This window comes from Ligilactobacillus animalis KCTC 3501 = DSM 20602 (assembly GCF_001434535.1).
GTDB lineage: Bacteria > Bacillota > Bacilli > Lactobacillales > Lactobacillaceae > Ligilactobacillus > Ligilactobacillus animalis.
Genome location: NZ_AYYW01000057.1, coordinates 164292 through 185129, shown reverse-complemented (window position 1 = coordinate 185129; position 20838 = coordinate 164292). Strand labels below are relative to the sequence as shown.

Annotated in this window: 21 protein-coding genes; 19 read left to right on the top strand and 2 right to left on the bottom strand. The window is 40.4% G+C overall.

Features of this window, described 5'->3' with window-relative positions; translation table 11 throughout:
- The first annotated feature begins 17 nt into the window (after positions 1-17).
- The gene (locus FC30_RS08730) at positions 18-1277 is read left to right on the top strand and encodes a tetratricopeptide repeat protein (RefSeq protein WP_010688999.1); all 1260 of its coding nucleotides are present in this window, start codon (positions 18-20) and stop codon (positions 1275-1277) included.
- Positions 1278-1312: 35 nt separating this feature from the next.
- Here the strand turns inward: FC30_RS08730 and FC30_RS08725 are convergent, their stop codons facing one another.
- Positions 1313-2146 carry a site-specific integrase gene (locus tag FC30_RS08725; protein ID WP_010689000.1) on the bottom strand — a complete coding sequence of 278 codons (834 nt, stop codon included), beginning with the start codon at positions 2144-2146 and terminating at the stop codon, positions 1313-1315.
- 221 nt (positions 2147-2367) lie between these two features.
- Here FC30_RS08725 and FC30_RS08720 point away from each other — a divergent pair, with 221 nt between their 5' ends.
- The 6 genes from FC30_RS08720 to FC30_RS08695 all read left to right on the top strand — a co-directional run bounded on the left by FC30_RS08720 (position 2368) and on the right by FC30_RS08695 (position 8253).
- Positions 2368-3240, top strand: coding sequence for a YitT family protein (locus FC30_RS08720; RefSeq protein ID WP_010689001.1), 873 nt, complete (start codon positions 2368-2370; stop codon positions 3238-3240).
- An 84-nt stretch (positions 3241-3324) separates the two neighbouring features.
- The gene (locus tag FC30_RS08715) at positions 3325-3516 is read left to right on the top strand and encodes a hypothetical protein (protein ID WP_010689002.1); all 192 of its coding nucleotides are present in this window, start codon (positions 3325-3327) and stop codon (positions 3514-3516) included.
- A 120-nt stretch (positions 3517-3636) separates the two neighbouring features.
- Complete coding sequence (locus tag FC30_RS08710) at positions 3637-4848, top strand: CCA tRNA nucleotidyltransferase (protein WP_010689006.1); 1212 nt, start codon at positions 3637-3639, stop codon at positions 4846-4848.
- The gene (locus FC30_RS08705) at positions 4849-6729 is read left to right on the top strand and encodes an ABC-F family ATP-binding cassette domain-containing protein (protein WP_056938507.1); all 1881 of its coding nucleotides are present in this window, start codon (positions 4849-4851) and stop codon (positions 6727-6729) included.
- Positions 6730-6779: 50 nt separating this feature from the next.
- Positions 6780-7736 (top strand): thymidylate synthase, encoded by a 957-nt coding sequence (locus tag FC30_RS08700; RefSeq protein ID WP_010689011.1) that lies wholly within the window; start codon positions 6780-6782, stop codon positions 7734-7736.
- Between the two features lie 16 nt (positions 7737-7752).
- The gene (locus FC30_RS08695; RefSeq protein WP_010689012.1) at positions 7753-8253 is read left to right on the top strand and encodes a dihydrofolate reductase; all 501 of its coding nucleotides are present in this window, start codon (positions 7753-7755) and stop codon (positions 8251-8253) included.
- 43 nt (positions 8254-8296) lie between these two features.
- On the opposite strand, the gene FC30_RS08690 is transcribed toward FC30_RS08695, so the two are convergent.
- Complete coding sequence (locus FC30_RS08690) at positions 8297-8899, bottom strand: hypothetical protein (RefSeq protein ID WP_010689013.1); 603 nt, start codon at positions 8897-8899, stop codon at positions 8297-8299.
- Positions 8900-9041: 142 nt separating this feature from the next.
- Between FC30_RS08690 and FC30_RS08685 the strand changes: the two genes are divergently transcribed.
- The 12 genes from FC30_RS08685 to hslV all read left to right on the top strand — a co-directional run bounded on the left by FC30_RS08685 (position 9042) and on the right by hslV (position 20831).
- Positions 9042-9986: an SGNH/GDSL hydrolase family protein gene (locus FC30_RS08685; RefSeq protein WP_010689014.1), complete on the top strand. Its 945-nt coding sequence runs from the start codon at positions 9042-9044 to the stop codon at positions 9984-9986.
- Position 9987: 1 nt separating this feature from the next.
- Complete coding sequence (locus tag FC30_RS08680; RefSeq protein ID WP_010689016.1) at positions 9988-10584, top strand: YpmS family protein; 597 nt, start codon at positions 9988-9990, stop codon at positions 10582-10584.
- 14 nt (positions 10585-10598) lie between these two features.
- On the top strand, positions 10599-10820 hold the full coding sequence (locus FC30_RS08675; protein ID WP_010689018.1) for a YozE family protein: 222 nt from the start codon (positions 10599-10601) through the stop codon (positions 10818-10820).
- Positions 10821-12278 carry a S41 family peptidase gene (locus FC30_RS08670; protein WP_010689020.1) on the top strand — a complete coding sequence of 486 codons (1458 nt, stop codon included), beginning with the start codon at positions 10821-10823 and terminating at the stop codon, positions 12276-12278.
- A 102-nt stretch (positions 12279-12380) separates the two neighbouring features.
- On the top strand, positions 12381-12908 hold the full coding sequence (gene lepB / locus FC30_RS08665) for a signal peptidase I (RefSeq protein ID WP_010689021.1): 528 nt from the start codon (positions 12381-12383) through the stop codon (positions 12906-12908).
- A gap of 52 nt (positions 12909-12960) precedes the next feature.
- Positions 12961-13815, top strand: coding sequence for a ribosome biogenesis GTPase YlqF (ylqF, locus tag FC30_RS08660; RefSeq protein ID WP_010689023.1), 855 nt, complete (start codon positions 12961-12963; stop codon positions 13813-13815).
- A gap of 63 nt (positions 13816-13878) precedes the next feature.
- Positions 13879-14643 (top strand): ribonuclease HII, encoded by a 765-nt coding sequence (locus FC30_RS08655; RefSeq protein ID WP_010689025.1) that lies wholly within the window; start codon positions 13879-13881, stop codon positions 14641-14643.
- Positions 14644-14685: 42 nt separating this feature from the next.
- Positions 14686-15546, top strand: coding sequence for a DNA-processing protein DprA (gene dprA / locus FC30_RS08650; RefSeq protein WP_010689026.1), 861 nt, complete (start codon positions 14686-14688; stop codon positions 15544-15546).
- Positions 15547-15695: 149 nt separating this feature from the next.
- Positions 15696-17810: a type I DNA topoisomerase gene (gene topA, locus FC30_RS08645; RefSeq protein WP_056938506.1), complete on the top strand. Its 2115-nt coding sequence runs from the start codon at positions 15696-15698 to the stop codon at positions 17808-17810.
- A 15-nt stretch (positions 17811-17825) separates the two neighbouring features.
- Positions 17826-19139, top strand: coding sequence for an FADH(2)-oxidizing methylenetetrahydrofolate--tRNA-(uracil(54)-C(5))-methyltransferase TrmFO (trmFO, locus tag FC30_RS08640; protein ID WP_010689029.1), 1314 nt, complete (start codon positions 17826-17828; stop codon positions 19137-19139).
- A 232-nt stretch (positions 19140-19371) separates the two neighbouring features.
- Positions 19372-20271 (top strand): tyrosine recombinase XerC, encoded by a 900-nt coding sequence (gene xerC / locus FC30_RS08635; protein WP_010689030.1) that lies wholly within the window; start codon positions 19372-19374, stop codon positions 20269-20271.
- Between the two features lie 17 nt (positions 20272-20288).
- Entirely contained in the window at positions 20289-20831 is a 543-nt protein-coding gene (gene hslV / locus FC30_RS08630; RefSeq protein ID WP_010689035.1) for an ATP-dependent protease subunit HslV, read from the top strand.
- The last annotated feature ends 7 nt before the right edge of the window (positions 20832-20838 follow it).

The window sequence follows — 20838 nt, the reverse complement described above, 5'->3', positions numbered from 1 at the left end:
GTAAAGGTGGTAACCACATGACTTATTCGGAAGAAACACTAGATCATTTAGCGCAAGGAGATTTTACCAAAGCAAATGAAACTTTAGAGCTTGCGTTGACTAGGGATGAAGACGATATGCTATACAGTTTGGCCGAAGAGCTGTATTCACTAGGCTTTTCTGAGATGGCAGCTAAAGCATACGAAACTTTAGTCAAACGCTATCCCAATGAAGATAGCTTAAAGACCGCCTTAGCTGAGATCCAGATCGGTGAAGGTAATGATGATCAAGCCTTAGCGATCTTATCTCAGATCACTCCGGAATCAAATGCTTATTTAGAAGCTCTTTTAGTTAGCGCTGATCTTTATCAGACGCAAGGGGCTTTTGATGTCAGTGAACAAAAATTGCTAACGGCTTATCGATTAGCACCAGATGAACCGGTGATCGAATTTGCTTTAGCTGAGTTATACTTTAACATTAAAGAATATCGTAAAGCAGCTCAATTTTATCGTTCCTTGTTAAAACAAGGGATCTTAGAGTTTTCCCGGGTCAATTTAGTGGCTCGTTTGGGTCTTTCTTATGCCGGCTATGGTAAGTTTGAGACTGCATTAGGCTATTTAGAACAGATCCCAGAAGAACAACTCGATAACGATACGTTGTTCCAATTAGCCTTTACCCAACGTGAATTAGGTGATCTTGAAGCTGCGACGGCCAACTTTGAGAAGTTGCGTGAACGTACGCCAGATTATGTGACGGTCTATCCATATTTAGCTGATCTCTACGAACAAGCGGGTCAGTTTGGTCAAGCTTTGATCACGGCCCAAGAAGGTCTAGCCGTGGATGAATTTAATGAAGCCCTATACCAAAAAGCCAGTCAATTAGCTGCTAAATTGGGCAAAAACAAGGAAGCAACTGATTACTTGAAAGAAGCCTTAGCGTTAGATCCAAGTAATTTGACGCTAGTTTTGGAATTGAGTAACCAATTATTGGCTACGCAACAAGATCAAGAAAATATCGAACTTTTGAAAGATTATTTGGCTAAAGATGAAGTTGATCCGCAGATCTATTGGAATCTAGGGCGTTCATATGCCAACTTGGATAATTATGAACAGGCTTTGACTAATTACGAAACAGCTGCTCGTTATTTAGATGACAATGCTGAATTTTTAAGGGATGCAGCTTTCTTCTTTAGAAATGCAGGGCACCGTACTGAAGCTAGTGCAGCAGCTAAAGCTTACCTCATGCAAGTTCCGACTGATTATGAAGTCGAAGATCTATTAGATGAATTACAATATTGATAGCAAAAAAGCGCTCGAATTCGGGCGCTTTTTTGCTATTGAAGTTCGTATCTGATCAGTTCTTGTCGATAATAGTTGAGTGAAGTCCCATCAAGATGCAATTTGTCACTAAGTTGTTGCTCATTTAAGTGTTGTTCGGTCAATAGAGCATGGAAGATCGCAGCTTGGTAGAGCTTACGTGGGATCAAAGGTAAGAAGCATTTAGGTTGGTCAGCTTTGAGATATTTATGCAAGCCAGGCAAAGTCAGCCGGGGTTCAACTAGATTGATCCGCTGTTTTAAGAAAAGATCTTGACTGTGCTGTTTAGTTTGCAAAGGAGCAAGATATTCTTTAAAGCGGTCTAAGAAGATCTGTTCATTGGGGGCAAAGTTTTCCGTGTCTAATATCTGATAAAAGCCACTTTGTAAGATCTCGGTGATCGTATAATAGTGTGAGATAAATAATAAAGTGGCACGCGTGTAATACGATAAGTCATCGTTTTCCAGTAATAGCGGTAGTTCTTCTTGCCAATTTACCGGGACCAGCTCATTTTTAGAGCGTTTTAGTCCTTTTAATGGTAGAGTAGGCAAGCTAGTTGAAAGACGTTCATTGAAGAGAAACGCAAAATAAACATTAAGGTGTGTCAGATATTTGTTGTAAGTCGTATTTTTGATCTCCCGTTTGACTTGGAGCATGTTTAAATAATCACGGATATCGCTTTCGGTCAGGTTAGAGAGATCAGGATCCGTGCGGTAAAGGCTGTTGAAATTTCTTAGATAGTTGAAGAGATCGGCGACATCACGACAAAGATCATCACAAGTATTTTTTTCAAGCACCCGATCGTATTCTAAATAATGCCGAAATCTATCTTCATAAGGGAATTGTGCCATATTTACCCACCTTGATAATAATAATTTGTTACTTTAACAATAGCAAAAAGTGTAAATGCTTGCAAGTTTATCAATAATAAAATGTTACTTTAACTTTAAGAAATAAAATAAAAGAATGCGCCAAAAACCGGCGCAGTCAACAAAACATTTTATAACTGATCTTAAGCTAGTAAGTTAGCGACCTACTTATGTTATTATAAAACTAGAGAGGGTGTGTTTGCATGGTATCAAATGAACGTTTAAGTATAATAGATCTTATCATGATAAGTTTGGGGTGTGCTTTTTATGGCTTGGGTCTAGTCTCGGTCAATATAGCAAATAATTTAGCTGAAGGTGGAGTTACAGGGATCACGTTGATCATTCGTTATTGGTTACATATCGATCCAGCGCTATCAACGATCTTGATCAATATTCCCTTGATCATCATTGGCTATCGCTACTTAGGGAAAAAAGCTTTAGTTTATACGGTTTATGGAACATTGGCTTTGTCATTTTGGATCTGGTTTTGGCAACGATTCTATATTCCGATAAATATTCATAATGATCTCTTTATTGCCGGGATCTTAGCTGGGATCTTTGGTGGTGTTGGCTCAGGGATCGTCTATAAATTCGGTGGAACTACCGGGGGGACCGATGTCGTAGCTCGGATCTTGGAGAAGGAAAAAGGGATCCAGATGGGAAAGACACTGCTTGCGTTAGATGTGGTCGTTTTGACGTTATCTCTGAGCTACTTGGACCTACGCCAAATGATGTATACCTTGCTCGCTTCGTATGTCTTTTCGCAACTAGTTAATTTTATCCAAGGTGGGGCATATGCAGCGCGCGGTGTTGTGATTATTTCACGCTTTCCAGATGAGATCGCTAAATCGATCATCCAAGATCTTGATCGGGGCGTCAGTTATTTAGCTGGACAAGGGGCATTTTCCAATCAAGATTTTAAAGCGATCTACTGTGTCGTCAGTCCCAGTGAATTGACGGCCATCAAGCGGATCGCAGAGCATCATGATCCCAAAGCTTTTATCTCAGTCTTAGATGTGACCGAAGCATTGGGTGAAGGTTTCACGTATAATCGGCCCAAGAAGAAATTACTATGAAATGAGTGTGAGCTAAATGAGCAAAAAATATAAAATATTTGCCGGTGACGTAGAATTTTCATATATGGGTAAAGAGTTGACTAATTGTACAATTTAACAAGTGATGAGAAAAGTGAATTGATGTTTTTCGTTTTTGAAATGACCGATCACCCTAATCCAGAGGACGCTTGCCTTTATTTTGATGATCTAGAAGAACTTTACTGGCCTAAGTTGACACCCGAAGAAAAAGAAAATGTCAGAAAAGCTATCGAACCACATATCATAAAATTAAAGTAATTTACCTTAGCATTCAGCGAAAGTTGAGTGCTTTTTTGTTAGATACTTTTAATTGTAACGCTGAATTGAGACGGCTATAATAATACTGACTATATATTTAGAATAGGTTGGATATAGATTATGCAAGTAGAAAAAATACCTCAAGAATTTACGGTAGCTTTACCGTTGTTACAACAGATAAGAGCTGCTGGCTTTGAAGCTTACTTTGTGGGGGGAAGCGTCCGGGATACGATCCTAGGCTTACCGATCCACGATGTTGATATTGCAACTAGTGCATATCCGGCCGAGATAAAAGCGATCTTTGAGCGGACAGTCGACACGGGGATCGAGCACGGAACTGTCATGGTATTAGACCATGGTGAAGGTTACGAAATCACGACTTTTCGGACGGAAAGTGGCTATCAAGATTTTCGGCGCCCTGATAAAGTCGAATTTGTGCGTTCTTTAAAAGAAGATCTCAAGCGCCGCGACTTAACGATCAATGCTTTGGCTTTAGCACCCGATGGCACTGTGATCGACATGTTTTCTGGCTTAGATGACTTAAAAAATAAAACGATCCGTGCTGTGGGTGATCCGACTGAGCGTTTCTTTGAAGACGCCTTACGCATGATGCGGACAGTACGCTTTGCTAGTCAATTGGATTTTAAGATCGAGCCTAAGACTTTACAAGCGATCAAAGCCAATGCACATTTACTCGAAAAGATCGCGGTTGAACGGATCCAAGTCGAATGGATCAAATTATTATTAGGTAAAAATGTGGTCCAAGGACTAGATGCCTTTTTAGAAACAGAACTTTTCAAATACTGCCCACAATTTGCGACACGTGAGCAAGCTTTACGTAAGATCGCCAAATTGCCTCAACTAAAACTAGTAGATGAATTAGAATGTTGGGCATTATTGGCCTATGTCTTTGAGCTTACCCCTAAACAAGTCCGCAGTTTTCTCAAAGCTTGGAAAACTTCAAATGATATCAGTATGGAAGTTCAAAACGTCCTATCGATCCTTGAGCAAGCCACACCTGATCTTGATCCGTTGGTCTGTTACCATGCTAAAGAACGTGCAACTAAAGCAGCGAGCCACCTATTAGATATCTTACAGTTACCTTTGACCGGTGCTAAACTTTTACAGACCTATACAGCGTTACCGATCAAAGATAAGGCGCAGTTAGCTTTGAATGGTAAGGATCTGATCCAAACACTGGGCCTAAAACCAGGACCAGGATTAGGCAAGATCTTGAATACGCTCGAACAAAAAGTTGTGCTAGGTGAACTAGCCAACGATAAAGCAGTTTTATTAGCTCAAGCTGAAAAATTAAGTAAGGAATTAAACTAGATGCAAACACTTCGAATTGAAAATTTAATTAAGACCTATGGCGATAAAACACTGTTTCAAGATGCGAGTTTTATCATCAATGAACATGACCGGATCGGCTTGATCGGGACTAATGGTTCAGGGAAGACGACTTTTTTGAATGCGATCAGTGGTTTTGATCCCGCCGATTCTGGTGAATTGATCGCACCTAATAATTATCGGATCAGTTATCTAAAGCAACAACCTGAATTGGATCCAGAAAAAACGATCATGGAAGCTGTTTTTGATGGTGCAGCGCCAGTTTTTCAGACGATCAAACATTACGAACAAGCATTAACGGCCTACAGTAATAATCCGGAAAATGAAAAACTCCAAAAACGCTACGATGAGGCTGAAGCCAAGATGAATCAAGAAGATGCTTGGAGTGCTGATAGTGATATTAAGACTATTTTGACGCAGTTACACATCAACGATTGGCATCAAAAGATCAAGACACTTTCTGGTGGTCAGGTCAAACGGGTCGGCCTAGCCCAAGTTTTGATCCAAGAGCCAGACCTACTGATCCTAGACGAACCGACAAACCACTTGGACTTTGATTCGATCGCTTGGCTAGAAAATTACCTAGCTTCGTATAAGGGTGCGCTTTTAGTAGTGACCCATGACCGTTATTTCTTAGACCAGATCGCTAATCAGATCATTGAACTATCATTTGGCAAATTATATTTTTATACCGGGAATTATCAAGATTTTGTCGATCAAAAGGCAAAACGTGTCGAACGCGAATTGACTGCTGAACATAAGCAACAACAGCTCTATAAAAAAGAATTAGCGTGGATGCGTACCGGGGCTAAAGCGCGAACAACTAAACAGCAAGCTCGGATCAATAGCTTTAATGAACTAAAAGAAAATCTCAACAAAGTTCAAGTTGATGGTAAAGTCGATATCAATCTAGGGCAACAACGCTTAGGTAAAAAAGTTTTAGAGCTAAAACATGCTTCATTAAACTTAGATGAGCATGCGATCTTAAAAGACTTTGATCTGTTGATCCAAGCCGGTGATCGGATCGGGATCACAGGGGTCAATGGTGCTGGTAAATCAAGTTTATTGAATGTTTTAGCTGGGAAATTAGCTTTAGACAGTGGAGAATTGATCACAGGTGAAACGGTTAAGATCGCCTACTACCAACAAAAAACAGAAGACATCCCTGAGGACAAACGAGTTATCAGTTATCTAAATGATGTTGCTCAAACGATCGTCAATAAAGATGGCGAGCACGTCAGCACGACGCAATTGCTCGAACAGTTTCTCTTTCCAAGATCAATGCATGGTACCTTGATCAAGAAACTTTCTGGGGGCGAAAAACGGCGCTTATATCTTTTGAAACTACTGATGATGCAGCCAAACGTCTTGATCTTAGACGAACCGACAAACGATCTAGATATCGGTACATTGACGGTATTGGAAGATTATCTCGATCAATTCCAAGGAACCGTGATCACAGTTTCGCATGACCGTTATTTCTTAGACAAAGTAGCCGATTCACTTTTGATCTTTGAAGGCAATGCTAAAATAACGCGGCATTATGGGCTTTTCACAGATTATCTAAAAAAAGATCTAGATAAACGACCTGCCAAAAAAGTAGTCAAGGAAAAGCCAGTTACCAAATCGACTGAACCAAAAGAAAAAACAAAATTGACTTATGCTGAGCAGCTTGAATTTGATAAATTAGAACAAGAGATCGAAATGTTGGATGAAAAGCTAGAACAATTACAGACGCAAATGGGTGAAGTGGATGGTTCAGATTATCCTAAGCTCGCCAGTTTACAACAAGAGATCGACGACCTAAATGCACAAAGTGAACAAAAAATGGCCCGCTGGGAAGAGTTAGGACAATACGTCTAATAAAACATGATATAATGATCTATCCCAAATAATTGCATCGGAGGAAGAAAATGACTGCACTTGAAGAACCGTATTTACAATTGATTCGAGATATTTTAGAAAAGGGTCATCAAAAAGGTGACCGGACTAAAACAGGGACGACCAGTTTATTTGGTTATCAAATGCGCTTTGACCTAAGCCAAGGTTTTCCTTTATTGACAACTAAAAAAGTTCCTTTTGGCTTGATCAAAAGTGAGTTGCTTTGGTTTTTGAAGGGTGATACCAATATTCAATACCTATTGCAACATAATAATCATATTTGGGATGAATGGGCTTTTAAAAATTGGATCGAAAGTGATGAGTACACTGGACCAGATATGACTGATTTTGGCTTACGTGCTCAAAAAGATCCAGCGTTCAAAGAAGTATATCTAACAAAAAAGAAGCAATTTTGCGACCGGATCGTTAACGATGATGAATTTGCAGCTAAGTATGGCAATTTAGGTGACGTTTATGGTGCACAGTGGCGGCATTGGAAAACCCGTACAGGCGAAACGATCGATCAGATCAAAGATGTGATCGAGACGATCAAAACTGACCCAAATTCTAGACGAATGATCGTTTCGGCTTGGAATCCTGAAGATGTACCTTTCAGTGCTTTGCCACCGTGCCATACGTTATTTCAATTTTATGTCAATGACAATAAGTTGAGTTGTCAGCTCTATCAACGAAGTGGTGACGTCTTTTTAGGAGTACCGTTCAATATTGCTAGTTATGCTTTATTGACACATTTGATCGCCCATGAAACAGGATTAGAGGTAGGCGAATTTATCCATACTTTAGGGGATGCGCATATCTACTCTAACCATCTTGAGCAAGTTAAAGAGCAATTAGCACGTACACCTAAAGTGGCCCCTAAGTTGTGGTTGAATCCAGCTAAAAAAGACGTTTTGTCATTTGAAATGGATGATATCAAACTAGAAGGCTATGAATCTTGGGGAGCTATCAAAGCACCTGTGGCTGTATAAGAAAAGGGGTAAAAAAATGATCTCATTTATTTGGGCTGAAGATAAGGCACATCATATCGGATACCAGGGGAAATTACCTTGGCATCTGCCAGCTGATCTAGCTTTCTTTAAAAAACAAACTATCGGTCACCCGATCGTTATGGGACGCAAGACTTTTGCTAGTTTTCCAGGCTTATTGCCGAAGCGCCAACATGTCGTCTTGACGCACAGTGAAGAATTAAAAAAAGAAGCACAAACGACTGAACGCTTAACGGTTTTTTCAGATCTAACTGAGCTAAAGACTTGGTTATCACAACAGTCTGAGGAAGTTTTTGTGATCGGTGGCGCTTCGCTGTTCAATAGTTTGCAAGAAGAAGTTGAGCGCCTGTATGTGACCAAGATCGCTGCTGAATTTAAGGGTGATACGCTTATGCCTGAGCTAGATTATTCAAAATTCAAAGTGATCTTTCAAGAAGACGGTGTGGTCGATGAAAAAAATCATTATCCACACACCTTCTATATCTATGAACGTAAATAAAAAACGGGGATGTTTTATTACGACATCCCCGTTTTTATCATCACTAACGGATCAATTGTATCAGACCTAAAAGCCAAGTCCAGATCAGCAATGTTTCTGCAAGACATGAGAGCCAAAGTAGTTTAGGCTGGGCTTTATTCCACCAATAGGAAAGGATCCCTAAGATGATGGCGATAATAAAGAGTGGTTCAAAGATCTGACCGGTAACGATCAAGATCAAACAGACCAACCAAACGACCAAGCTAACGGCATAGACCCATTGCCAGTATTTTAGATAAAAAACACATTCATAGATCAATGTTAAGACCGCCCAAGCAGTCACGAGTCCAAAAGCGACCCAGCCGGCTGCAAAAAACTTTACCCCAAAACAAAGTGGGTAAAGCAGCGTCATAAGCGTCAAAGCTCCTAAGCTACGTGTTATCGTGTCTAAAGGACGGTGAGCTTTAGTATTATACAGAGCTAAAGTAATGATCTTTAGCAATAGATACAGGCTAACAGTCCCTAAGATAAGCGAAAGCGCAACAATAAAGGCAGTTTTGGGATGCCCAGCTAGCAGCGTGATGATCGTTAAAAAGACAGAGCCTAGCAGCGCGATCCCTGTGATGATCGAACTAGCGATCAGATTTTTGTTAGTATATTTAGGCAAATAGATCGACCTTTCTGATAAAAAATTTTTGATCAATTACAATTGTAACATACTAGCAAATACAACTTACATGAGATAAGTATTTAAATTAAAGTGCATTTAGCTTACAATAAAGGCAAGACCAATTAAAGGGGGATATTTTTTGAAAGCAATCGGAAAAATAGCAGCATTTGTCGGTTGTATCGTTGGAATAGCTGCTGTTTTTTATTTAGTTTTACAGCTTGTATTACCGCAGAAACAAGAATTGGACCCAGTCAAAAAAGTTACCGCTAAAGTGGAACGAGCTACTACCAAAAAAGCCAAACCGACCCTAACCTTGACTGCTTTAGGTGATTCTTTGACTTTTGGTGTGGGTGATACCACAGATAAAGGTGGTTATGTTGGCTTGATCAAGACCAAGCTCGAGCAAAAACAAGCTCTAACGGTGACCACACACAATTACGGCAAGACTGGTGATCGTAGTGATCAGATAAAACAACGTGTGCTTGATTCAAAACAGCTCCAGTCAGATCTTAAAAAGGCTGATGTGATCACGATGACGGTCGGCGGGAACGATCTGATGAAAGTTCTTCAACAAAACTTCAATAGTTTAGCTGAAAATAAACTCAGTAATGCAATGCCTAAAGCTAAAACTGAATATGCAGCTAATTTACAGAGTTTATTAGCGACTGTGCGGCAATATAACAAAACTGCACCGATCTTCTTGATCAGTGTCTACAATCCATTTTATGTATATTTTCCGACTTTAACACAAATGCAACAATATACTGATGAATGGAATGAAGTTGCTAAGGATACTATTAAAAATGAGTCGAAGATCTATTTTGTGGATGTAAATAAGCGGCTATCTGAGGGGCAATATTACGGTAGATCGAAGGCAACACTGCAAAAAAATGCGACGACCGATCTAAATGATGTTGCTGATAGTAAACTTGAGCAACTTTTAAGTGATGATAAGGAGAAAAATGACTATCTATCTGATGAAGATCATTTTCATCCTAACGATAAAGGTTATCGCTACATCACTTCTAGACTATATCAAGTGATGCTCAAACATAAAAGTACATGGTTAGAGGGTGAAAAATAAAATGAAACAAAATCCTTGGAAATGGGCGTTTGCGATCCTTTTAGGGCTAGTATTAGGCTTTATCGTCTTTGTTTGGTTTCAAGTAACGACTCCAAGCTCAGATCAAAAACAGATCGCAACGCAAACAACACAAAAACAAGGACAGTATGCCAATGTCAATGTTGTTTTGAATAAAGAGCAACTAAGTGCGGCTGTCAACTATTATCTACAACAAAACCAAAAGAAGGGTGCGATCAAGTACCGTTTCGTCTTGGATAAATCTGCGATCTTGATGGGGACGACAAAGATCTTAGGCAAAGATGTCTCCTTCACGCTATATGCGACGCCACAGCTTGACGATTCGGGAAATCTAGAACTAAAAACTAAATCAGTCGCGATCGGATCTTTGAATGCTCCACCAAGTTTTGTCTTAGGGTATATCAAAAATAATTACGATCTCGGTAAGTGGGCTAAGATCAATGCCTCCAAAGCAACGATCACCCTTGATCTAAATCAATTGACCAAAAAACAAGGGATCAAGATCCAAGGTGAAAAATTTGATCTCAAGCAAGATGATCTTCAATTTAAAGTCGCTTTCCCATTGAGTAATACTAATTAAAGGTAGGTAAATTTATGCGCGAAAGTTTTTATCGGTATTTGATGACTAAACGTGATCCCAATGGTGTAGATGAGATCAGTCATTTTGCCAATGCAGCGTTCTTTGATCAAGCTTTTCCTAAACATTCGGATGATTATCATGAGATCTCGCATTATCTCGAATTGAATGCGACTTATCTACCTTCAATGAGTGTTTTCGATGAAGCTTGGCAAGGATATTTGGAAGAGGTAATTTAAGTGGAAAAAGAGAAGCAAAAAGAACCAAAACTTAAAAGAGTGTTTTTACAAAAAAAGTACAATTTATTGACCACCGTGCTCGTTGCAGTTTGTGTCGCCTTGCTCAGTGGCGGTGGCGTGTTTTGGCTGATGGATCGTCAGGTAAAGGGGCTCGAGTCTGCTAACCAAGCAATGGGCAAGATCAACACGGTCTATAATGCCCTTTACTACAACTATTATAAAGATGTCAGTCAACAAAAACTGGTTGATGGTGCTTTAAATGGGATGGTCGAGGCTTTAGGTGATCCCTTTACCGAGTATATGAATGCGACTGAAAGTCAAGAATTAAATGATTCGATCTCGGGAAGTTTTGGCGGTATCGGCGCCCAAGTGCAAAAAAGTGGTTCAGAGATCAAGATCATGTCACCGATCGCAGGGACACCAGCTGCTAAAGCCGGTTTGAAAGCAAATGATGTTATCGTCAAGATCGATGGCAGATCGACTAAGGATTACTCCTTGAATAAAGCTGTTTCATTGATGCGGGGTAAAGTTGGGACTAAGGTTTCAGTTACGATCAAGCGGAATGGAACGACTTTCACGAAGACTTTGACGCGGGCTAAGATCCCAGTTAAAACAGTTGAGGGTAAATTAGCTACTGAAGATAAGCAGGTCGGTTATATTCAAGTAACTTCATTTTCTGAAAATACTGCCAAAGAATTTAAACAAACAGTCCAAAGCTTGCGCAAAAAAGGGGCTAAGTCCTTTATCATCGATGTACGTAATAATCCAGGTGGCTTGATGGATCAAGCTTTAGCGATGTCTTCAATGTTTGTTGAAAACGGCAAACCGATCTTACAAGTTGTTGGCCGTGATGGCAAGCCAACGGTCTATAAGGCAAGTAATGAACTGGATGACGGTTTCAAGGTCAAGGAAAAATCGATCGTCTTGATCAATGGCGGCTCCGCTAGTGCTTCAGAGATCTTTGCGGCGGCACTCAAACAATCAGGTAACAATGTCACTTTGATCGGAACTAAGTCCTATGGTAAAGGAACAGTTCAAAATACGCTACCATTCAAAGATAAGACTGAATTGAAATTAACGATCGCTAAGTGGTTGACGCCAGATGGAACTTGGATCCATAAAAAAGGGATCAAGCCAGATGTCGAAGCGGATTATCCGGATGTTGCCTACTTGACTGCGATCGATACAGCTAAAACCTATCAAGAAGGACAAAATTCAAAGCAGATCAAGAATTTGCAACAGATGCTGGTCTTTTTAGGCTATGATTTGGATGAAAAATCAGGTTACTTTAATGAGCAAACTAAGCAAGCTGTTGAAAAATATCAAACAGATAATGGGCTAACAGTTAGCGGAACGGCTGATAAAGCAACCGTTGAAAGTATTGAAGCCAAAGTTGCTCAAAAAGTCACCGAATCAGACAATGCCTACCAAAAAGCTGTCGAAAAATTAAGTGAATAAATTTTTTAACGGGACGTCTCAAAACAGACGCCCGTTTTTTATCTTTACAAGAATTATGTTACAATATGGGTGTATTTTTCAGAAAGGGACGTAGAGATCATCATGAAAGTACATGTAGATAAACAAAAACTCAAAAAATGGAGTGGTCCCTTCGTATTGGCGCTCGTAATAGCGCTCTTCATTCGCTTTTTTTTAGTCACCCCTTTGGAGGTCAATGGCAATTCGATGTTACCGGCACTTCATGATCATGATGAAGTCTTGGTGCGACATTACGGTACGATCAAGCGTTTTGATATCGTCACTTTCAAGCTCGCTAATGGTGAAACTTATATCAAACGGGTGATCGGGTTACCTGGTGATGAGATCAAATATGAAAATAATCAGCTTTATGTAAATCAAAAGAAGGTCCCAGAAAAATTTCTAACGGATCCAAATTTGGGTGAAACTTCAGATTTTACATTGGATGATTTTTTTACGACTACTAAAGTCCCAGCGCGTAAATATTTTGTATTGGGAGATAATCGCCGGATCAGTCAAGATTCGCGTACTTTAGGGATGGTCGATGAAACGTGTATCTCAGGACGAGCCTGGATCATTTACTGGCCTATCTGGCATTTTAAAGTACTATAAGGCATGGTATAATAGCAAAAGCTGATTTAATTTTATGAAAGGATGCAAAAACATGGCAATTATTCAATGGTTCCCTGGTCACATGGCCAAAGCCTTACGTCAAGTCAAAGAAAACCTCAAACTGGTGGATGTCGTTTTGGAATTAGTCGATGCTAGACTACCTGAATCATCACGTAATCCCCAGTTAAAGGATCTATTACAAGACAAGCCAAGTATTATCGTGCTGACGAAAATGGACTTAGCTGATCCTAAGGAAACCCGTAAATGGATCGAGTATTACGAAAAAATGGGACAACCTGCTGTAGCGATCAACAGTGTTCAAGGTTCATTAAAAGTGATCGATAAGAAGATCAAAGAAGTCTTAGCTGAAAAATTAGCAAATAAAAAAGCACGCGGGATCTTATCGCAACGCATCAAAGTCATGTGTATCGGCATCCCTAACGTAGGAAAATCTACGTTATTGAATCATTTGGTCAAAAAAAATGTTGCTCAAGTTGGCAATCGCCCTGGGGTCACCAAGTCGCAGCAATGGTTGAAAGCTGGTAAAGATCTCCAATTATTAGATACACCGGGGATCTTATGGCCGAAGTTCGAAGATCCGATCGTGGGTAAAAAGCTAGCTTTGACGGGTGCGATCAAGGATACTTTATATGCAGAAGATGATGTTGCGTTATATGAGATCGAAGAATTCAGTGCAAAAAATCCACAAGCTTTGATCGAACGCTATAAGATCGACGAAGAACTTTTGGAATTGCCGACAGTTGAAGTTTTACAGGAACTGACGCGTAAATTGGGCTTTAAAGATGACTATGCGCGCGCAAGTGAACGTTTGATCTTTGATTGTCGCAAGGGCAAGTTAGGACGTTATACTTTGGATGACGTTCCTAAAGATCCAGCTAAAGTTTAGATCATATTCGAGAGGGACTTGCAGTAGCATGCCCCTCTTAATTTATTAATTGGGGGAATTATTTTGGCATACACGATCGCACAGATCAAAGCGCTATTAAAGGCTGAGCCTAGCGCTGAAATGTTAGCAGAATTGAAAAACGACCCACGTAAAGGTGTTCAGACTGCCTTAGCAACGTATTATAAACAAAAAGAAAAACAGGCACAAAAGCTAGTCAAATTTAAAGAACGCTTGCGTTTAGAAAAACAACTATGGAATAATGACGTTGAATACGTTGCCGGGATCGACGAAGTCGGTCGCGGCCCTTTGGCTGGTCCAGTCGTTACAGCAGCAGTGATCTTACCGCATGATTTTCAATTAGTTGAAGTCAATGATTCAAAGCAGTTATCTGAAAAAAAACGTGAAGAACTTTATAGTAAAATTTTAGAACAAGCGGTCGCGGTAGCCGTTGGAGTAGCCGAAAATGATCTGATCGATGAAGTCAATATCTATCAGGCAACTCGGATCGCAATGAAAGAAGCTTTGGAAGCTTTAACGATCAAACCGGGGCATATTTTGATCGATGCGATGCAGATTGATACTGACATCCCGCAAACAAAATTGATCAAGGGCGACGCTAAATCAGCTTCGATTTCAGCCGCTAGTATCGTTGCTAAAGTCAATCGTGACCACTTGATGAAATTTTACGATACGGTATATCCAGGCTATGATCTAGGTAATAATGCTGGCTACGGGACGCCTAAACATTTGGCTGGTCTAGCTCAAAAAGGAGTCACTCCGATCCATCGTAAGACATTTGAACCAGTTGTTAAATATTTAAGCAAATAAACTCACACCCTTTGCGTATTTATATAGCGAGAGGTGTTTTTCATGAACGAATTAGAATTTTTCTTGCTGAAGCTACATTTATGTAACCTAGATCTTAAAAATGAATTACGGGTCGTTCGTTATATGCTTTCATTTGAGCGTTGCCCTAGTAAAGATGAACTTTTTCTACTTCTAAAATTAGGTCAAACGCAAAAAAATGATCTATGGGATGCTCTACAAAGTAAGCAATTGGCGCAAAAGGTCCGCCAAAATCTAAAGGTCAGTCATTTTTTGACGATTTTAGATAAGCGTTACCCGTCACAATTACAGGAAATATACTCACCACCGGTCGTTTTGTTTTATCAAGGCGATATCGAACTGTTGGATTCTAAAAAACTCTTAGGTGTAGTCGGAGCACGGCAATGTAGTTCATATGCACTGCAAGCCTTGACTCAATTATTACCTAACGTGATCCAACAACAACTTGTCCTTGTCAGTGGGTTGGCCAAGGGAGTTGATGGTCTTACTCATCAGTTGGCTTTGAAACACCACGGAAAAACGATCGCTGTGATCGGTAATGGCCTAGATATCAGTTACCCAAGCTGTAATCGTGCTTTACAAACACAGATCGCACATGCTGGACTGTTGCTCAGTGAATATCCTTTGGAAAGTCGGCCGTTGAAATACCATTTTCCTTTGCGTAATCGGATCATTGCAGGATTATGCCAAACAGTGTTAGTCGTTGAGGCAAGACATCACAGTGGCAGTTTGATCACCGCTAATCTTGCACTACAAGAAAATCGCAATGTTTTAGCTTTACCTGGGCGCATAAATGATATCAATTCGATGGGATGTAATGAGTTGATCGCAGCTGGAGCCAAACCAGTCCTGAACAGTAATGATATCTTAGAAGAATTTATTTAGGTAAGGTAAACAATAGCTGAGAAATGTTCAAACTGCTTGACAAAGTTAGTTTAAATAGCATAACATGAGTATCGAATTTCGTGACTGGTCGATCGATCGTGTCAGCAGATATTTTTAAATCAAGACTATATTATGAGGGAGTTGTTGGTATGCCGAGGTCTACAACTGGGACTGCTACCAAAAAGAAAACAAAACGCAAAGTAAAAAAAAATTTAGTGATCGTGGAATCACCTTCTAAGGCTAAAACGATCGAAAAATATTTAGGCTCACGCTATAAAGTTATGGCTAGTTTAGGGCATATTCGTGACTTACCTAAGAGTAAGATGGGGGTCGATGTTGAAAATAACTACGAACCACATTACATTTCGATCCGCGGTAAAGGTGATGTGATAAAAGAACTGAGAAAAGAAGCCAAAAAGGCTGCTCACGTTTATCTTGCAGCCGATCCGGACCGTGAAGGAGAAGCGATCGCATGGCATTTATCCTATCTTTTAGGACTTGATCCAAAAGATAAAAACCGGGTCGTGTTCAATGAGATCACTAAAGATGCGGTTAAAAATGCTTTTAAAAACCCACGGGCGATCGATATGAATTTAGTTGATGCTCAACAAGCTAGGCGGGTTCTTGATCGTTTAGTAGGTTACTCGATCTCACCACTATTATGGGCTAAGATCAAAAAAGGGCTATCAGCTGGACGCGTGCAATCGATCGCTTTAAACTTGATCATTCAACGTGAACAAGAGATCAAAGCTTTTAAACCTGAAGAATATTGGACTTTAGATGCTCAATTCAAAAAGGATAAAGCTAAATTCGATGCTAGTTTCTATGGCTTAGACGGCAAGAAAGCTGAGCTAAAGAACAACGAAGCAGTGCAAAATGTTTTAGCTAAGTTAGACACTAAGAAGCCATTTACTGTTTCAAGTGTTACTAAGAAAGAACGTAAACGGATGCCACAGCCACCATTTACGACTTCGACGTTGCAACAGACTGCAAACAACACATTGAAATTCAAGACACAAAAGACGATGATGGTGGCCCAACAACTCTATGAAGGGATCAGTTTAGGCCGTGGCGGTGCTGTTGGGTTGATCACGTATATGCGGACCGACTCAACACGGATCTCTAGTGTAGCAAAGCATGAAGCTTCGACCTTTATTCATGAAGAATATGGTGAAGAGTATGCAGCTTTAAAGCCACGTAAGGCTAAACTATCTGAAGGAGCACAAGACGCCCATGAAGCGATCCGACCTTCTTCAGTTATGCGGACCCCTAAATCGATCGAGAAATATTTGACTAAAGATCAAATGAAACTCTATTCTTTGATCTGGTCACGGTTTGTGGCAAGTCAGATGACACCGGCGATCGTCGATACGATGCGCGTCGATCTAATGCAAAATGGTGTGACTTATCGTGCAAATGGATCAAAACTAAAATTTGATGGTTTTACTAAGGTCTATGCTGAATCCAATCGTAAAGATAATGTCTTACCAGACCTAAAAGAAGCTGATGAAGTTTTAATGGTCAAAAATCAACCTAATCAACACTTCACCTTACCACCAGCTCGTTATACTGAAGCTAGTTTGATCAAGACGCTCGAAGAAAATGGGGTTGGACGTCCTTCAACGTATGCGCCAACGCTAAATGTCATCCAAAAGCGTTACTATGTAAAATTAGCTGCCCGTAAATTCGAACCAACGGAATTAGGTGAGATCGTTGATAAGATGATCCAGGAATGCTTCCCTGATATCTTAAATGTTGATTTTACGGCTAATTTGGAAGGACAGCTAGATGAGATCGAAGAAGGTAAACAAGAATGGGTCTCCATTATCGACGAATTTTATCAACCATTCTCTGATGAGGTCAAAGAAGCTTCTGAAAAATTAGCTAAGGTCACGATCAAAGATGAACCAGCTGGTTTTAATTGTGAGATCTGTGGTGCCCCAATGGTCGTCAAAATGGGACGCTATGGTAAGTTTTACGCTTGTAGCCGGTTCCCAGATTGCCGAAACACCCAAGCGATCATCAAACAGATCGGGGTAAAATGCCCAGTTTGTGGTAAAGGACAAGTTGTTGAACGTAAATCCAAGAAGAATCGCGTTTTCTATGGCTGTTCGCGGTATCCAGACTGCGAGTTTATTTCTTGGGACAAGCCGGTCGGTAGAAATTGCCCTAAATGTGACCACTATCTAGTCTATAAAAAGACGAAAAAGGGACAACAAGTTAAGTGTCCAAATGGTGACTATGAAGAAGCCATTCAAAAATAACTAAGGAGTAAAATAATGACAACTACTAGCATTAATGTTATTGGTGCCGGTTTAGCCGGCAGTGAAGCCGCTTGGCAGATCGCCAAACGTGGCCTCAAGGTTCGACTTTATGAAATGAGGCCTGAGAAAAAGACCCCAGCCCACCATACACAAAATTTTGCTGAATTGGTCTGCACTAACTCGTTGCGTGCAAATCGATTAACAAATGGTGCGGGGTTGTTAAAAGAAGAGATGCGGCGCTTAGATTCGATCATCATGGAGGCAGCCGATACACATAACGTTCCCGCTGGTGGAGCGTTAGCCGTTGACCGCGAAACGTTCTCGAGTGCGATCACAGAAAAATTGACAAATCATCCTAATGTGGAAGTTATCCGAGAAGAATTGACTGAGATCCCAGAAGGATTAACGGTCATTGCGACTGGACCATTGACTTCTGATCCATTGGCGCAAGCGATCAAGCGTTTAACCGACGATGAAGGCCTATATTTCTATGATGCCGCTGCTCCGATCGTTGAAAAATCATCCCTTGATATGGATAAGATCTATTTGAAATCACGTTACGATAAAGGTGAAGCAGCTTATCTCAACTGTCCAATGACAGAAGAAGAATTCTACAATTTTTATCATGAGTTGATCAATGCTGAGATGGCTGAATTACATGACTTTGAAGATCAAAAATTCTTTGAGGGATGTATGCCGATCGAACAAATGGCTTCGCGTGGTGAAAAGACGATGCTTTTTGGTCCTTTAAAACCAGTTGGCCTAGAAGACCCTAAAACAGGTAAAGAACCTTTTGCCGTCGTTCAATTACGGCAAGACAATGCTGCGGGTAACTTATATAACCTTGTTGGGTTCCAGACGCATCTCAAGTGGGGCGAACAAAAACGGGTCTTTTCAATGATCCCAGGGCTAGAAAATGCTCAATTTGTCCGTTATGGTGTGATGCATCGCAATACTTACTTGCGTTCACCAGAATTTTTAAATGCAACATATCAAACTAAAAAGCGTGCTGATCTATTATTTGCAGGTCAAATGACAGGTGTCGAAGGCTATGTTGAAAGTGCAGCTAGCGGACTTTATGCAGGGATCAATGCAGCCTTGATCGCTCAAGGTAAAGAACCAGTCGTTTTCCCAGAAGAAACGATGATGGGGGCAATGGCTCACTATATCACCCATGCTAGTCCTAAGCATTTCCAACCGATCAATGCAAACTTTGGGATCATCCCACGTTTGGAAAAACGTATCCGTGAAAAACGCGAACGCAATTTAGCTTTATCACAGCGTGCGTTAGCTGTTTTAGAAGAATTTAAAACAACAGCTGATATTTAAAGAAAGAATAAAAACTCGTATTTCTCGTGTGAGATGTACGAGTTTTTTAGTGTGCTTATCACTTTACACGAACATACTTTCGTTTTAGAATATACATGTTCATAGACGAAGAGATATCTCAAACGTCTAACCTTAAGAAAGTTTAAAAGTTTTAGACATATACGTATTTAGGAGCTTGACTAACATTGACCAATATTAGAAAATAGCTTTAGATAGGTGAAGGAGCAAGCAAATGGAAAAAAAGTGGATCACAGAATTTAAAGAATATCTTCGCGTCGAACGCCAATATTCGCCTAAGACGATCACTGCTTATTTAGAAGATGTTACTGAATTTGAGCAATTTTTAGCTGACAGTGGTCATCCTAAATCATTTGCAGCGATCACGACTTTTGATGTTCATGTCTTTATGAGTGAGCTTTACGATAAAGATCTCAAAATGAGTAGCATTTCGCGTAAAGTCTCAAGTCTACGGGCGTTTTATCGTTTTTTGTTGCGCAATGGATATGTGACTAAAGATCCTTTTGCATATGTGCAGATCAAACAAAATCCACGGCGCTTGCCACGGTTCTTTTATGAAAAAGAACTCAAGCTTTTATTTGAGGAAACAAGGCGCCCGGATAAGCTTTCGTTACGCGATAACGCCCTGCTTGAAACACTTTATTCGACAGGGATGCGGCTCAGTGAGTGTACTGGGCTCAAGCTTGAAGATATCGACTTTGAACTAAAAACGATGCTTCTTCACGGAAAGGGACGCAAGGATCGGTATGTGCCATTTGGGTCATACTGTTATACTTCACTTAAACGTTATTTGGCGAAGTCACGTAAGCCACTGATGGCTAAATACAAACGTGAACATGATCATGTTTTTGTGAACCATCATGGTGATCCCTTGACAGCTGCTGGTGTCTCTTATGTTTTAGACCAGATCGTTAAGCGCAGTTCGCTTTCGAGCACGATCCATCCCCATGAATTGCGGCATACCTTTGCCACACATTTGTTGAGTAATGGGGCAGATCTACGAGCGGTCCAAGAACTTTTAGGCCATAGTAGTTTATCGACCACACAAATATATACACACATTACGCCGGAACACTTACAACGAGATTATCGGAAGTTCTTTCCACGAGCGTAAATTTAGGAGGAATTTACATGTCTGTTTCATTTCACGCAACTACGATCTGTGCTGTGCGCCACAATGGGCATACTGCGATGGCCGGGGATGGTCAAGTTACCATGGGCGAAAAAGTCATCATGAAAGGTTCTGCTCGTAAGGTTAGGCGGATCTACGATAATAAAGTCGTAGTTGGTTTTGCTGGGAGTGTTGCTGATGCTTTTAATTTGGAAGATAGATTTGAAAAAAAGCTCAATCAATATAGCGGAAACTTACAACGGGCAGCTGTTGAATTGGCCCAAGAATGGCGTAGCGATCAAGCTTTGCAAAAACTTGAAGCCTTATTGATAGTGATGGATAAAGAAAACTTACTATTGGTCTCAGGATCAGGTGAAGTCATCGAACCTGATGATAATGTTTTAGCGATCGGTTCTGGTGGAAATTACGCCTTTGCAGCAGCTAAAGCGATGACAGCTTATGCTAAAGATCTAAGTGCAGCTCAGATCGCTCAAAATGCGATCTCGATCGCTGGTGATATTGATATTTTCACCAATCACAATATCATCGTAGAAGAACTTTAATCAAGGA